Genomic DNA, 13,311 nt, shown 5'->3' on the forward strand with positions numbered 1-13,311 from the left:
GCCGGCGTTAGAATGAGCGCCAACCTGCCTCACGCGCTGCCTGCGCGTCGATTTCGCCAACACCGATTCGCCAACACCATTACGCCGTACGACCCATCAAGGAAGCCTCATGTCCTCATCGATCAAAGCGGTTCTCAAGCCTCATCAACGCGACATCGGCAATCTCTATGTGCGGCGCGTGCTGCCCGCGCTCGCGGCACGGCTCGTCGGCCCGTTCATCTTCTTCGATCACATGGGCCCCGCCACGCTCGCGCCGGGGTCGGGCGTCGACGTGCGTCCCCATCCGCATATCGGCCTTGCCACAGTCACGTACCTGTTCGACGGGGCGTTGATGCATCGCGACAGCATCGGTTCCAGCCAGAAGATCGTCCCCGGCGACGTGAACTGGATGACGGCCGGGCGCGGCATCGTCCACTCCGAGCGCACGCCCGACGAGGACCGCGCCACCGGCCTCGTCATGCACGGCATCCAGACCTGGGTCGCGCTGCCGCTCGATCACGAAGACGCGGAACCGTCGTTCTTCCATCACGCCGCCGCGACGCTGCCCGAGATCGAGCGCAACGGCGTGTCCATACGGGTGATCGCGGGCTCGGCGTTCGGAGCGACTTCGCCGGTGGAGACGTTCTCCGGCACGCTCTACGTGGCAGCAGATTTCACGCCGGGCAGCGCGCTCGCGCTCGACGCGGAGCATGAAGAGCGCGGCGTCTACCTCGTGGAAGGCGACCTCGCCGTCGACGGCACGCCGCTCGAGCAGCACACGATGGCCGTGCTGGTGCCCGGCGAGACCGTCACGCTGTCGAGCGCGGGCGGGGCACGGGTGATGCTTCTCGGCGGGGAGAAGCTCGAAGGCGAGCGCTTCATCGAATGGAATTTCGTGGCAAGCTCGCGCGAAAAGATCGAAGCCGCCAAGGCGGCATGGACGCGCCAGGAAATGGGGCATGTCCCCGGCGAAACGGAATGGATTCCGCTGCCGGAGAAGAAGCCGCGCTGAAGGTGCCCGCTGGTGCCCGCCGGTGCCGCTGGTTGCCGGTGGTGGCCGGTGAATTGGCCGCAGAAGTCGCCGATTGAAATCCCGGCGTTTCGTCCCCAACTAGCCACATGACGGATTTCTCAACGAGGACGCAATGGACACCACTCTCGCCACTTTCGAAAAAGACGTGATCGAAGCGTCGGCGCTGGCGCCGGTGCTCGTCGACTTCTGGGCGCCCTGGTGCGGCCCTTGCAAAAGCCTCGGCCCGATGCTCGAAAAGCTCGAAGCCGAATACGCGGGCAAGTGGAAGCTCGTGAAGGTGAACGTCGACGAAAACCAGGAGCTAGCCGCGCATTTCGGCGTGCGCAGCATTCCGCACGTCGTGGCGTTCGCGGATCGCCAGGCAGTCGATCAGTTCGTGGGCGTGCTCCCGGAAGGCCAGCTGCGCCAGTTCCTCGACGGCCTGATCCCCGACGGCGCCGAAGCCGCGCGCCAGGCCGCGCAGGAAGCGCTGGCCGAGGGCCGCCGCGACGAAGCCTATGAAGCGCTGCAGGCCGCGCTCGCCTTCGATCCGGGCAACGATGACGTGCGTATGGATCTGATCGAGATGCTGCTCGCCGACAACCGCAGCGACGACGCGCAAAAGGAAGTCGAGCTGCTCTCGCCGAAGACCACGCAGGGCATCGATGCGCGCTTCAACGCGATCAAGACGCGCCTCGACGCGCTCGACGCCGCCGCGGACCTGCCCCCCACCGACGCGCTCGAAGCCCAGGTGGCCGCCAACCCCGGCGATCTCGAAGCGCGCTTCGATCTGGCGAACGCGCTGATCGCGCGTCGCAAGTACGCGGGCGCGCTCGAGCATCTGCTGGAGATCGTCAAGCGCGACCGCGCGTTCCGCGACGACGTGGGCCGCAAGACCATGCTCTCCGTGTTCGACCTCGCGGCGCACCAGCCGCAGCTCGTGAGCGAGTGGCGCCGCAAGCTGAGTGCGACGTTGAATTGATTTTGAGCGCGCGGAGGACGCCGCATGCGCCCTCGCGTTGCCTGCTCGCCTGGCGATCAGTCGGTTAACGCCCGAACGCGGCCGTACTGATCGCCGAAACGCACGATGTCGTCTTCCCCGGGATAGCAGTCCAACTGCGCCTCGATGATCTCGAGCGCCGTCTCGCGTGGATACGCATCGCGAATCTGTTCGCGCGCCCCCCTGGATTGCAGCGACCGCTACGGACTTTTTTCTGCCATCGGTGGCTCGGCCGTCGTTATGTGCGGCAACGCACGAAGTGCGAAGGCGGCAGCGCGAAGTGATGTTTCACATCCGAACGTTTCTGCGAAGGTGTGGGCGCGAGCCCAACGGAAGTGGATCGAATCCGCGCCACTTCGGTGGCCATCGTGCAAAGTCCGCACGGCCGTCGCTCGACGATGTTTCAGAGAGGATGCATTTTCGATGCCCCGCATGCGGAACGCGAAATCCGCACTGAATCAAAGGGTTAGAGGAAGCAAACTTCAGCGACTTCGCAGGCGCCCGAGCGCGGGCGTTGTACAAAACTGAAACAATAAATGCGGCATTGCGCCGCTTCCGAAACAGCTGTCGCCTCGCTAACCCGCAAGCACCCTCACTTTCGCCACTTCTGGCACAAGCCCTGCTAAGTAGAGTTCGCCACCGAAGCGCGGACGCAGACAGACGAGATCACCAAACGCTACGGGGCTCATGGGGCCGGCGCAGCGAACGAATAGCCGTTGGGGTAGCGGCGATAACAAAAAAGTTCGGCGCACGGAATCACAAAAGACAAGGGGCGGTGCGCCGCTTCACGCGAGGACCAATCATGTTGACCCTTCAATCCGATCTGCACGGCAACCATTTGCTGGGCGCGCTTCCGTCCCACGAGTGGCAGGCATTGGCGCCGCATCTCGAGCTTGTTCAACTGCGCACTGAACAACTCCTCTGCGACTGCGGCCAGCGTATTCATCACGTGTACTTTCCGACGACGGCCGTCATCTCGATGCTCTCGACGATGGAAGACGGCAGCTCCGTCGAAATAGCAGCCGTGGGCCGTGAAGGTATGACTGGCGTGCCGGTGCTGACCGGTGGCGAAACCATGCCGAACCGCGTGCAGGTGCAAAGCTCCGGCTTCGCCTATCGCATCAGCGCACATGCGCTCAAGCAGCAGTTCGCGCGCTCGGACCTCCTGCGCCGCGTTACGCTGCTTTACATGCATGCACTCCTCACGCAGGTCGCCCAGACGGCCGCGTGCAACCGTCACCACTCGCTGAGCAAGCAGCTGTGCCGCTGGCTGCTCATCGAAGTGGACCGTGTCGACTCGAACGATCTCAGCGTGACGCAGCAACTGATCGCGGACATGCTCGGCGTGCGACGCGAAGGCGTCACGGAAGCGGCCGGCAAGTTGCATGACGAAGGTCTGATCCATCACAGCCGCGGCAAGATCCGCGTGCTCGACCGCCAGCGCCTCGAAGCGCGCGCCTGCGAGTGCTACGGTCTCGTGCGCCGCGAGTTCGATCGCCTGCTGCCGCGCCTGCACGAAGCGGAAGCCGTCGAATAAGCCGGGCCGGCGCCGGGTTCATTCGCTTCCTCGTTTTCGCGGTTTCAGGGCGATAAGAGAGCGTGCCTCGCGAGGCACGCTCTCTTGCGTTCCTGCTACCCGACTTCAGCGCGCGCCGACGCGATGCGCCAACGCCCGCAGCACATACGAAGCCGCCGCGAAACCAAAGCTCGCGGTCACGCACACGCTGGAGCCAAAGCCCGCGCAGTTCAATCCAACCGGCCCATGATGTCCCGGCGACGTACTCACGTGCTCGGCCTCGGGATCGATATCGCACACGGCGGCTTCGGGATAGATGAGCGGTTCGTCCGAATACACCGCACTCACCTTGAACCTGGCCTTCGGCCCGCGCGGAAAGCCATGCTGCTTGCGCAACTGGCCGCGCACCTTGGAGAGCAGCGGATCCTGGATCGTGAGCGCGAGGTCGTCGATGCGGATGCGCGTGGGGTCGAGCTGCCCGCCCGCGCCGCCTACCGTGATGAGCGGCACGCGATGCTCGACGCACCAGGCGATCAGCGCGGTCTTGGTCCGCACGCTGTCGATGGCGTCGATCACATAGTCGAAGCCGCCGCCGAGCAACGCCTGGAAGTTCGACGGCTCCACGAAATCCTCGACGAGCCGCACGTCGCACGCCGGATCGATGAGCTTGATACGCTCGGCCATGGCCTCGACCTTCGGCTTGCCGTAGTTGCCGTCGAGCGCATGGATCTGGCGGTTGGTGTTGCTCTCGGCGACGTTGTCGAGGTCGATGAGCGTGAGCTTGCCGATCGCGCTGCGCGCGAGCGCCTCGGCCGCCCACGAACCCACGCCGCCAATGCCGATCACAGCAATGTGGGCGCGCTCGAACGCGTCGAGCGCCGGTGCGCCATAAAGCCGCGCGATTCCGCCGAATCGGCGGGCCCGGTCGGCAACATCGGCGGCAGGGCTCGCGGTAAGATCGTCGGAGCCGGCGGCGGGGGAAAGCGGAGTAAGGGTCATGACAGTTGGCAATCGTGAGCGGACCGGCCGCGCACGGCGCGCAGCAGTCCTCGCAAGACCCGTATTTTGCCTGATCGCGCCCGCTGGGGCCCCCGAGACCCGGCGCGCGCTGCCTCGTCGCCTGTTCGTTTCCTGCCGGTTATACTCGTCCAAACTGAAGCATCCGCATAAAAGATGACAACCCTCGCCGATCTCCGCAAGAACTACTCGCTCGGCTCGCTCGACGTCGCCGACGTCGATCCCGATCCGATCCGCCAGTTCCAGACCTGGTTCGCCCAGGCGCTCGACGCGAAGCTGCCCGAGCCCAACGCCATGACGGTCGCAACGGTCGACGAAGCGGGCCGCCCCGCCGCCCGCATCCTGCTCATCAAGGGCGTGGACGAACGCGGCTTCGTGTTCTTCACGAACTACGAAAGCCGCAAGGGCCGCGAGCTGGCCGCGAATCCGCATGCGGCACTACTCTTCTACTGGATCGAACTGGAGCGGCAGGTGCGTATCGAGGGCAAGGTCGAGCTCACGAGCGCCCAGGAAAGCGACGCCTACTTCAACTCGCGCCCGCTCGGCTCGCGCATCGGCGCGTGGGCCTCGGACCAGAGCACGGTGATCGCGAACCGCGAGGCGCTCGAAGCGCGCGAGCGCGAGATCGCGGCGCAATATGGCGAAGCGCCGCCGCGGCCGCCGCACTGGGGCGGCTACCGGCTCGTGCCGAGCGCCATCGAGTTCTGGCAGGGCCGGCCGTCGCGGCTGCACGACCGCATTCACTACGTTCGGGACGGCGCGCTCTGGCGCATCGAACGTCTCGCGCCCTGAGCGCATGCGCGCGGCGTCGCCGAGCGCGCGCCGCGCGACCGGGTTTTCGTCTCACCCGCCGTCGGCAGCTTGCTGTTGCCATATTGCTGTTGCCACAACCCTGCTGCAAAAAACGCTGTTGCCAAAACGCCGTTGCCAGATATCAAGCATCGCAATTCGCTTTTGTCATTGGGCTTCAACCGTTCATCTGACATGGAGAGAAACGCATGTTCTGGGAGAAGAAACTCGCACAGTGGGTAGAAGAAGTGCGCAACCGGGCCGATCTGCCCGCCCGCCTCGTCCTGTGGAGCGGCCAGCAGTACGATTTCGGCCACTTCGCCGCGCCGCAGGTCACGCTCAAGGTCAATAGCGCGGCGGCGCTGCCGCTCCTGCTGGAGCCGAGCCTCGACAACCTCGGCGAGGCCTACGTGAAGGGCAAGATCGACATCGAGGGCAAGCTGGCCGACATCATCAACATCAGCTACTCGCTCGCGCGCAGCACCGTCACGAGCGCCAGCAAGCTCGCGCGCGTGCGCCGCTACTTCACGCACTCGAAGTCCACGGACAAACGGGCCATCCAGTATCACTACGACGTCTCGAACGAGTTCTACAAGCTGTGGCTCGACGAGAACATGGTCTATTCGTGCGCGTATTTCGAAAACGGCGACGAAGATCTCGCCACCGCGCAGTTGAAGAAAATCGACCACATCCTCACCAAGATCCAGCTCGAGGAAGGCCAGACGCTGCTCGACATCGGCTGCGGATGGGGCGCGCTCGTGCTGCGCGCCGCGCAGAAGTTCGGGGCGCGCTGCGTGGGCGTGACGCTCTCGCAGAACCAGTTCGATCTCGCCACCGCGCGCGTGAAGGCCGCGGGCCTCGACGATTGCATCGAGATCCGGCTGCAGGACTATCGCGACATACACGGCCAGTTCGACCGCATCACGAGCGTGGGCATGTTCGAGCACGTCGGGCGCAAGAATCTGCCGGGCTATTTCCGCAAGGTCCACGACCTGCTCGCCGACGACGGCGTCGCGATGAACCACGGCATCACCTCGTCCGACGCCGACTCGGGCGAAACGGCGCTCGGCGGCGGCGAGTTCATCGACCGCTACGTGTTCCCCGACGGCGAGCTGCCGCACATCGGCCTCGCGCTCGAAGCGGCGCAGCGCGGCGGCCTGGAGGCGGTTGACGTGGAGAGCCTGCGCCGTCACTATGCGCACACGCTCGATATCTGGGCAGAGAATTTCGAGGCGCGCGCCGAGGAAGCGAGAAAGCTCGTCGACGACGAGAAGTTCCGCATCTGGCGCGTTTATCTGGCGGGTTGCGCGTACGCGTTCGAGCACGACGACGTGTCGATCTTCCAGATCGTCTGCCGCAAGGCCGGCCGCAGCGCGAAAACGCTGCCGTGGTCGCGCCGGTATATGTACGAGAAGCCGCTCTGACGCAAGCGGCGGCGCCGCGGGCCTCGCTCGCTGCGCCGCCCGCGATTCGACTGCCCGGCAGTCGAGCGTGGCACGAGCGGCTTCGCCCCTCGACCGCCATCACAACGCAAAGCGCGACGCAACTGCATGAACGAACGCGATGACGGCCGCCATCTGGGCCAGGATCTGGACCACGGCGCGGGTCACGACCTGTTTGGCGATATGACGGGCGGCCCAGCCGGTGAAGCGCCGCGCGCGGCGGCCAACGATTCCGGCCGCGACGGCCTGCGCCATGCGGCGCGCCGCATGGCGCGGACAACCGAAACGCGCGCCGAGCCGCAGCCCGATCTGTTCGGTTTTGCAGCACCGGCGCCCACGCAGAAGCCCGCCACCAAACGCCTCGCCCGCGCCACGGACGACGACGCCGCAATCGAAGAACGCGACGAAGGCGAGCCACAGCCACGCGCACCGCGCGCGAAACCGCCAAAAGAGCGCACGGCCAACCCGGCCGCCCCCAAACGCCGCGGCCGCGGCGTGCTGCCTGCCGTGGCGACGCAAGACACGCTCGACACGGCCGCCGCGCTGCCCGCGAGCGTGCGCCTCGGCACCTCGTCGTGGTCGTTTCCGGGCTGGCGCGGCATCGTCTACGGCGACGATTACAGCCAGTCGAAGCTCGCGCGCGACGGCCTCTCGGCTTATGGTGCGCATCCGCTCCTGCGCTCGGTGAGCATCGACCGCTCGTTCTACGCGCCGCTCACCGTCACTGATTACTTGCGCTACGCGCAGCAGGTGCCCGACTCCTTCCGCTTCATCGTGAAGGCGCCGGCGCTCGTCACCGACGCCAGCGTGCGCGGCGAGCGTGGCGAGCCCGTCTCGGCGAACCCATGCTTTCTCAACGCGGAGCTCGCCGCACGCGAGTTCGTCGAACCATGCCTCGCGGGCCTTGGGATCAAGGCGGGCGCGCTCGTGTTCCAGTTTCCGCCGCTGCCCGACCCGTTGCTCGCCGACCCGGCGGCCTTCGTCGAGCGCCTTGCGGCGTTTCTCGCCGCGTTGCCCCCGCTGCCCGAACCCGCCGAGGGCGTCGACGGCCCCTGCTATGCGGTCGAAATCCGCGACGCGATCCTCCTCACGCCGCGCTTCGTGCGCATGCTGCGCGCCGCGGGCGTGCGCTACTGCGTGGGGCTGCATGCGCGCATGCCGGATCCCCTGCGCCAGGCCGCGGCGCTCGCGCTGATGGACGGCGAAACGCCCGCCGGACCGCTGATCGTGCGCTGGAGCCTGCACAGCGGCTTCAAGTACGAGCAGGCGAAGGCGCGCTACGAGCCGTTCGACAAGCTCGTCGACGAAGACCCGCATACGTGCGTCACACTCGCCGAACTGGCTGCACGCTACGCGATGGCGGGCCAGCCCGTGCTGATCACGACCAACAACAAGGCGGAGGGCTCGGCGCCGCTCACCTGCGCCAAGCTCGCGCGGGCGATCGCCGACGAGATGGAGCGCTTGCGCGGGGAAACGATGCTCGAAGCAACGAGCCCGCCAACGGTCGGACAGGCAGATGCGCCGGACGACGTGCAGCCCGGCGCACAGGAAGAGAAACGAGAAGACGGCTAATGCGCGCGGGGGGATGCGAAAAAACCGCCCGCGCGCCGTTCGCCGCTTATTCTGGCTTGAGCCGGTGCGCGAACTTCTGCCGGAATTTCGCGACCTTCGGCGCGACCACGAAGGAGCAATAGCCCTGGTTCGGGTGTTGGGCGAAGTAGTTCTGGTGATACGCCTCTGCGGGGAAATAGTTGCCGTCGAGCGGCAGCACCTGGGTGACGATCTTGCCGTCGTATACGCCCTCGGCGGCCAGCTCGCGGATCGCCTGTTCGGCCGTCTCGCGCTGCGCCTCGGAGTGCGTGAAGATCGCCGAGCGGTACTGCGTGCCCACGTCGTTGCCCTGGCGGTTCAGCTGCGTGGGGTCGTGAATCGCGAAGAAGATGTCGAGAATCTCGCGGTAGCTGATCGTCGCGGGATCGAACTCCACCTTCACGACCTCCGCGTGGCCGGTGTCGCCGTCACAGACCTGCTCGTAGCTCGGGTTCGCCACGTGGCCGCCCGCGTAGCCCGACTCCACCGCGCTCACGCCATTCACGCGCAGATACACCGCCTCGAGGCACCAGAAGCATCCGCCGCCCAGGGTGGCCGTTTCGACTGACTGACTCATGCTGTTCGCTCCTTTGATCGTGAGTGCGGACACAATCGCAGACATCGCCGCGCGGTTGCCCGCGAGACCCGCCGTCCGCCGCTTCCGCTAAAATTGTGACAATTCGCCGATTTTCCACATGACGTTGATTCCGACTTCCGCTCCCGCCGCCGCTTGCGCGCCCCGCGAGGGCCTGCGCCGATGACCCGCCACGCCAGCCCGCCCAATTTCGACGCCGCCGCGTTCCGCCGCGCGCTCGGCCAGTTCGCCACCGGCGTGACCGTGATCACGACGCGCGCCCCCGACGGCCAGCTCATCGGCATCACGGCCAGCTCGTTCAACTCGGTCTCGCTCGATCCGCCGCTCGTGCTGTGGAGCCTCGCCACGCGCTCGGCTTCCATGCCCGTGTTCCGCTCGAACAGCCATTATGTGATCAATGTGCTCGCCGCGTCGCAGCTCGACCTGTGCAAGCGCTTTGCGACCGTGAAGGGTGACCGCTTCGAGGGTGTCTCGCACGCGGCCGGCGACTCCGGCATGCCGGTGCTGGACGGCGCGATCGCGTGGTTCGAATGCCACAACCGCAGCCGCTACGACGAAGGCGACCACGTGATTTTCGTGGGCGAGGTGGAGCGCTGCGGCGTGCGCGAAGATGGCGACGACGCTTCGCCGCTCGTGTTCCACGGCGGCGCGTTTCACCAGATCCAGTCGCTCTGATCCGGCGCTTCGGGTAAGCCCAGGGCGCTGAGACACAGCGCCCAGCTCCACCCTATACCTGCGTGCTCTTCGGCTCGCGTTGCGCGATCAGATCCACGGGCACGCCCGCTTCGACCTTGAGCGTCGTGAGCACGATGTTCGAGCGGATGTCCATCACGCCCGGCGCCTTGTAGAGCTTGTTGAGCACGAAGTCCGAGTAGTGCTTGAGGTTGTGCGCGAGAACCCGCAGCAGGTAGTGCGTCTCGCCCGTCACCACATAAGCCCCCACCACCTCCGGCCAGTCGCGCAGCGCCGTGACGAAGCGCTCGTGCCAGCTCTCCTGGTCGTTGCGCATCGACACCTGCACGAACGCCTCCATCTCGAAGCCGAGAATCTCGCGGTTCAGGCTGGCGCGGTAACGCTCCACCACGCCCTGCTCCTCAAGCAGGCGCAAACGGCGCAAACACGCCGACGGCGAGAGCGAAATGCGCTCCGCCAGATCGAGATTGCTGATCCGTCCCTCGTTCTGCAGCACGGCGAGAATACGGCAATCGGTAGCATCAAGCGAGATTGCGTTCATATTTGGTCTCCATTCCCCTCTGGAGACAAATTATGTGCCAATAAACGAAGTTTGCGGCGCTTTTTTCGCAAGCACATTTCGTGTGGGGTTGCCTATCATTCGAAGCATAGCTTTGCATGGGGCCGCACTAAGCGCTAAAGCGCCAAGTGCGGCCGACAGGAGACAACGCACACCGAAGCCGCCTTTGACATGACACAGATCAAGGACATTTCCCCGCCGATTCGCCCCGAAACGCCCGTCTGGCCCGGCGATACGCCCGTTGGCGTCGAGCGCGTGTGGCGCATGGAGGCCGGCTCGCCGGTCAACGTCGCGCGTGTGACGCTCTCGCCGCACACCGGCGCGCACACCGACGCGCCGCTCCATTACGACGCCGATGGCGCGCCGATCGGCGCGGTGGCGCTCGAAACGTACATCGGCCCGTGCCGCGTGATTCATTGCGTAGGCGCCGCGCCGCTGGTGCTGCCCGAGCACGTGGAAAGCTCGCTGCAAGGCATCCCGCCGCGCGTGCTGCTGCGCACCTACGCGCACGCGCCGCAGGACCGCTGGGACAGTGCGTTTTGCGCGGTCGCCCCGCAAACCATCGATCTGCTCGCGGCCCATGGCGTGCGCCTCGTCGGCATCGACACGCCTTCGCTCGATCCGCAGGAGTCGAAGACGATGGACGCGCATCACCGCATCCGCGCCCATCGCATGGCGATACTCGAAGGCGTCGTGCTCGACGAGATTGCGCCCGGCGACTACGAGCTCATCGCCCTGCCGCTGAAGTTCGCGACGCTCGACGCAAGCCCCGTGCGCGCCGTGCTGCGCGAGTTGCCATCGCCCGCCGCATCCTGAAGAAACCACCGAATTCCCGCTATCCCGCTCAATCCGCGAAACGACGAAACGTAGACATGAACGACCGCAACGAAGCCCTGGCAGCCGATCGCGCCGATCCGCTCGCCGCCCTGCGCGAGCAATTCACGCTCGCCGCCGGCACCATCTATCTCGACGGCAACTCGCTCGGCGTGCCGCCCTCGGCTTCGGCCGCGCGCGCGCAAGCCGTGATCGGCGCCGAATGGGGCGAAGGCCTCATCCGCAGCTGGAACAGCGCGGGCTGGTTCGCCATGCCCAAGCGCCTCGGCAACAAGCTCGCGAAGCTGATCGGCGCGGCCGACGACGAAGTCGTCGTCACCGACACCATCTCGATCAACCTCTTCAAGGCGCTCTCCGCCGCGCTGCGCATGCAGAACGCGCGCGACCCGAAGCGCCGCGTGATCGTCTCCGAGCGCTCGAACTTCCCGAGCGACCTGTACATCGCGCAAGGGCTCATCGAGCAGCTCGACCGCGGCTACGAGCTGCGCCTCGTCGACGACGCTTCCGAACTGCGCGCCGCGATCCGCGAAGACGTGGCCGTGGCGATGATCACGCACGTGAACTACCGCACCGGCGAGATGCACGACATGCGCGCGCTCACCGAACACATTCACGCGCAGGGCGCGCTCGCGCTGTGGGATCTCGCGCATTCGGCCGGTGCCGTGCCCGTGGACCTGAACGGCGCGAACGCCGACTATGCCGTGGGCTGCACGTACAAGTACCTCAACGGCGGCCCCGGTTCGCCGGGCTTCGTGTGGGTGCCGAGGCGTCATCAGGATGCGTTCTCGCAGCCGCTCTCGGGCTGGTGGGGCCACAAGTCGCCGTTCGAGATGAACCCGGTCTATCGTCCGGACAACGGCATTGGCCGCTATCTGTGCGGCACGCAGCCGATCGTTTCGATGGCACTCGTCGAATGCGGTCTCGACGTGTTCCTCCAAACCGACATGCAGGCCATCCGCCGCAAGTCGCTCGCGCTCACGGACCTTTTCATCGAACTCGTCGAAACGCGCTGCAAGGAATACGGCCTCACGCTCGTCACGCCGCGCGAGCACGCGCAGCGCGGCTCGCATGTGAGCTTCGAGCATCCGCACGGCTACGAGGTGATGCAGGCGCTGATCGCGCGCGGCGTGATCGGCGATTATCGCGAGCCGCACGTGCTGCGCTTCGGCTTCACGCCGCTGTATCTGCGTTACGTCGATGTGTGGGACGCCGTGGAGACGCTGCGCGACGTGCTCGCCACCGAGTCCTGGCGCAAGCCCGAATTCGCCGAACGCGGCGCGGTGACCTGAGGAGCGGAACATGAACGATCACATGCAGGTTCCCGGCATGCCCGACGCGGGCGAGACCACCACGACCGACAGCGCGGCACACGGCGGCTGCCCGTTCGGGCACGGTGCAGCGCCCGCTCCCGCGACGGCCGGGGGTGAAGGCTGGCACGACGCGCAACTCGACTTCTCGAAGTCGATGAGCTACGGCGACTATCTCGCGCTCGATGCCGTGCTCAACGCGCAGCATCCGCTCTCGCCCGATCACAACGAGATGCTGTTCATCGTCCAGCATCAGACGAGCGAGCTGTGGATGAAGCTCGCGCTCTACGAGCTGCGCGCGGCGCTCGCCAACGTGCATCGCGACGCGCTGCCGCCCGCGTTCAAGCAGCTCGCGCGCGTGTCGCGAATCATGGAGCAACTGGTGCAGGCGTGGAATGTCCTGTCGACGCTCACGCCTTCGGAGTACACGGCGATGCGGCCGTATCTGGGCGCGTCATCGGGCTTCCAGTCGTATCAGTACCGGCAGATCGAATTCCTGCTCGGCAACAAGAACGTGCAGATGCTCAAGCCGCACGAGCATCGGCCCGAGGTTCACGCGCAGGTGAAGGCGACGCTCGAAGCCCCTTCGTTCTACGACGAAGTGATCCGCCTGCTCGCGCGGCGGGGCTTCGCGATCGCGCCCGAGCGTCTCGCGCGCGACTGGACGCTGCCGACCGCGCACGACGCGACGGTCGAGGCGGCATGGCTCGAGGTCTACCGCAATCCTTCGCAGTACTGGGATTTGTACGAGATGGCCGAAGAACTCGTCGATCTCGAAGACGCGTTCCGTCAATGGCGCTTCCGCCACGTGACGACGGTCGAGCGGATCATCGGCTTCAAGCAGGGCACGGGCGGTACGAACGGTGCGCCGTATCTGCGCAAGATGCTCGATATCGTGCTTTTCCCTGAGCTTTGGCACGTGCGCACGGTGCTGTAACGCAAAAGCCGCACACAAAGAAAAAACGCCCGCCATGATCT

General features: G+C 66.0%; 13 protein-coding genes. 10 read left to right on the plus strand and 3 right to left on the minus strand.

What is annotated here, in order from left to right:
- Positions 1-109: 109 nt before the first annotated feature.
- From VSR34_RS02730 to VSR34_RS02740, 3 genes are all read left to right on the plus strand, one after another.
- Entirely contained in the window at positions 110-991 is an 882-nt protein-coding gene (locus tag VSR34_RS02730) for a pirin family protein (protein WP_342961800.1), read from the plus strand.
- A 133-nt stretch (positions 992-1,124) separates the two neighbouring features.
- The gene (trxA, locus tag VSR34_RS02735) at positions 1,125-1,973 is read left to right on the plus strand and encodes a thioredoxin (RefSeq protein WP_342961801.1); all 849 of its coding nucleotides are present in this window, start codon (positions 1,125-1,127) and stop codon (positions 1,971-1,973) included.
- 820 nt (positions 1,974-2,793) lie between these two features.
- Positions 2,794-3,528 carry a Crp/Fnr family transcriptional regulator gene (locus VSR34_RS02740; RefSeq protein ID WP_342961802.1) on the plus strand — a complete coding sequence of 245 codons (735 nt, stop codon included), beginning with the start codon at positions 2,794-2,796 and terminating at the stop codon, positions 3,526-3,528.
- A 105-nt stretch (positions 3,529-3,633) separates the two neighbouring features.
- On the opposite strand, the gene tcdA is transcribed toward VSR34_RS02740, so the two are convergent.
- Entirely contained in the window at positions 3,634-4,506 is an 873-nt protein-coding gene (gene tcdA, locus VSR34_RS02745) for a tRNA cyclic N6-threonylcarbamoyladenosine(37) synthase TcdA (protein ID WP_342961803.1), read from the minus strand.
- Between the two features lie 174 nt (positions 4,507-4,680).
- Here tcdA and pdxH point away from each other — a divergent pair, with 174 nt between their 5' ends.
- The 3 genes from pdxH to VSR34_RS02760 all read left to right on the plus strand — a co-directional run bounded on the left by pdxH (position 4,681) and on the right by VSR34_RS02760 (position 8,327).
- Entirely contained in the window at positions 4,681-5,316 is a 636-nt protein-coding gene (gene pdxH, locus VSR34_RS02750; RefSeq protein WP_028209523.1) for a pyridoxamine 5'-phosphate oxidase, read from the plus strand.
- Between the two features lie 206 nt (positions 5,317-5,522).
- Positions 5,523-6,737: a cyclopropane-fatty-acyl-phospholipid synthase family protein gene (locus tag VSR34_RS02755; RefSeq protein WP_342961804.1), complete on the plus strand. Its 1,215-nt coding sequence runs from the start codon at positions 5,523-5,525 to the stop codon at positions 6,735-6,737.
- Positions 6,738-6,863: 126 nt separating this feature from the next.
- The gene (locus tag VSR34_RS02760; protein ID WP_342961805.1) at positions 6,864-8,327 is read left to right on the plus strand and encodes a DUF72 domain-containing protein; all 1,464 of its coding nucleotides are present in this window, start codon (positions 6,864-6,866) and stop codon (positions 8,325-8,327) included.
- A 46-nt stretch (positions 8,328-8,373) separates the two neighbouring features.
- On the opposite strand, the gene msrA is transcribed toward VSR34_RS02760, so the two are convergent.
- Complete coding sequence (gene msrA, locus VSR34_RS02765) at positions 8,374-8,922, minus strand: peptide-methionine (S)-S-oxide reductase MsrA (RefSeq protein ID WP_342961806.1); 549 nt, start codon at positions 8,920-8,922, stop codon at positions 8,374-8,376.
- Positions 8,923-9,102: 180 nt separating this feature from the next.
- On the opposite strand from msrA, the gene VSR34_RS02770 reads away from it, so the two are divergent.
- Positions 9,103-9,615 carry a flavin reductase family protein gene (locus tag VSR34_RS02770; protein WP_028209520.1) on the plus strand — a complete coding sequence of 171 codons (513 nt, stop codon included), beginning with the start codon at positions 9,103-9,105 and terminating at the stop codon, positions 9,613-9,615.
- A 52-nt stretch (positions 9,616-9,667) separates the two neighbouring features.
- On the opposite strand, the gene VSR34_RS02775 is transcribed toward VSR34_RS02770, so the two are convergent.
- Complete coding sequence (locus VSR34_RS02775; RefSeq protein ID WP_028209519.1) at positions 9,668-10,174, minus strand: Lrp/AsnC family transcriptional regulator; 507 nt, start codon at positions 10,172-10,174, stop codon at positions 9,668-9,670.
- A gap of 189 nt (positions 10,175-10,363) precedes the next feature.
- On the opposite strand from VSR34_RS02775, the gene kynB reads away from it, so the two are divergent.
- From kynB to kynA, 3 genes are read left to right on the plus strand one after another with little or no spacing between them, the layout of a single operon-like run.
- Positions 10,364-11,008 (plus strand): arylformamidase, encoded by a 645-nt coding sequence (kynB, locus tag VSR34_RS02780; protein WP_342961807.1) that lies wholly within the window; start codon positions 10,364-10,366, stop codon positions 11,006-11,008.
- Between the two features lie 56 nt (positions 11,009-11,064).
- Positions 11,065-12,315, plus strand: coding sequence for a kynureninase (kynU, locus tag VSR34_RS02785; RefSeq protein WP_342961808.1), 1,251 nt, complete (start codon positions 11,065-11,067; stop codon positions 12,313-12,315).
- A 10-nt stretch (positions 12,316-12,325) separates the two neighbouring features.
- A complete protein-coding gene (gene kynA, locus VSR34_RS02790; protein WP_342961809.1) occupies positions 12,326-13,270 on the plus strand; it encodes a tryptophan 2,3-dioxygenase in 945 nt (314 codons plus the stop codon).
- Positions 13,271-13,311: the final 41 nt, after the last annotated feature.

Source organism: Paraburkholderia sp. JHI2823 (assembly GCF_038900695.1).
Classification (GTDB): Bacteria; Pseudomonadota; Gammaproteobacteria; order Burkholderiales; family Burkholderiaceae; genus Paraburkholderia; species Paraburkholderia mimosarum.

What these genes read in the sequence shown, in the direction of transcription:
- VSR34_RS02730 (WP_342961800.1), top strand. Translation starts at nt 110, where the DNA reads ATGTCCTCATCGATCAAAGCGGTTCTCAAGCCTCATCAACGCGACATC.
- trxA (WP_342961801.1), top strand. Translation starts at nt 1,125, where the DNA reads ATGGACACCACTCTCGCCACTTTCGAAAAAGACGTGATCGAAGCGTCG.
- VSR34_RS02740 (WP_342961802.1), top strand. Translation starts at nt 2,794, where the DNA reads ATGTTGACCCTTCAATCCGATCTGCACGGCAACCATTTGCTGGGCGCG.
- tcdA (WP_342961803.1), bottom strand. Translation starts at nt 4,506, where the DNA reads ATGACCCTTACTCCGCTTTCCCCCGCCGCCGGCTCCGACGATCTTACC.
- pdxH (WP_028209523.1), top strand. Translation starts at nt 4,681, where the DNA reads ATGACAACCCTCGCCGATCTCCGCAAGAACTACTCGCTCGGCTCGCTC.
- VSR34_RS02755 (WP_342961804.1), top strand. Translation starts at nt 5,523, where the DNA reads ATGTTCTGGGAGAAGAAACTCGCACAGTGGGTAGAAGAAGTGCGCAAC.
- VSR34_RS02760 (WP_342961805.1), top strand. Translation starts at nt 6,864, where the DNA reads ATGAACGAACGCGATGACGGCCGCCATCTGGGCCAGGATCTGGACCAC.
- msrA (WP_342961806.1), bottom strand. Translation starts at nt 8,922, where the DNA reads ATGAGTCAGTCAGTCGAAACGGCCACCCTGGGCGGCGGATGCTTCTGG.
- VSR34_RS02770 (WP_028209520.1), top strand. Translation starts at nt 9,103, where the DNA reads ATGACCCGCCACGCCAGCCCGCCCAATTTCGACGCCGCCGCGTTCCGC.
- VSR34_RS02775 (WP_028209519.1), bottom strand. Translation starts at nt 10,174, where the DNA reads ATGAACGCAATCTCGCTTGATGCTACCGATTGCCGTATTCTCGCCGTG.
- kynB (WP_342961807.1), top strand. Translation starts at nt 10,364, where the DNA reads ATGACACAGATCAAGGACATTTCCCCGCCGATTCGCCCCGAAACGCCC.
- kynU (WP_342961808.1), top strand. Translation starts at nt 11,065, where the DNA reads ATGAACGACCGCAACGAAGCCCTGGCAGCCGATCGCGCCGATCCGCTC.
- kynA (WP_342961809.1), top strand. Translation starts at nt 12,326, where the DNA reads ATGAACGATCACATGCAGGTTCCCGGCATGCCCGACGCGGGCGAGACC.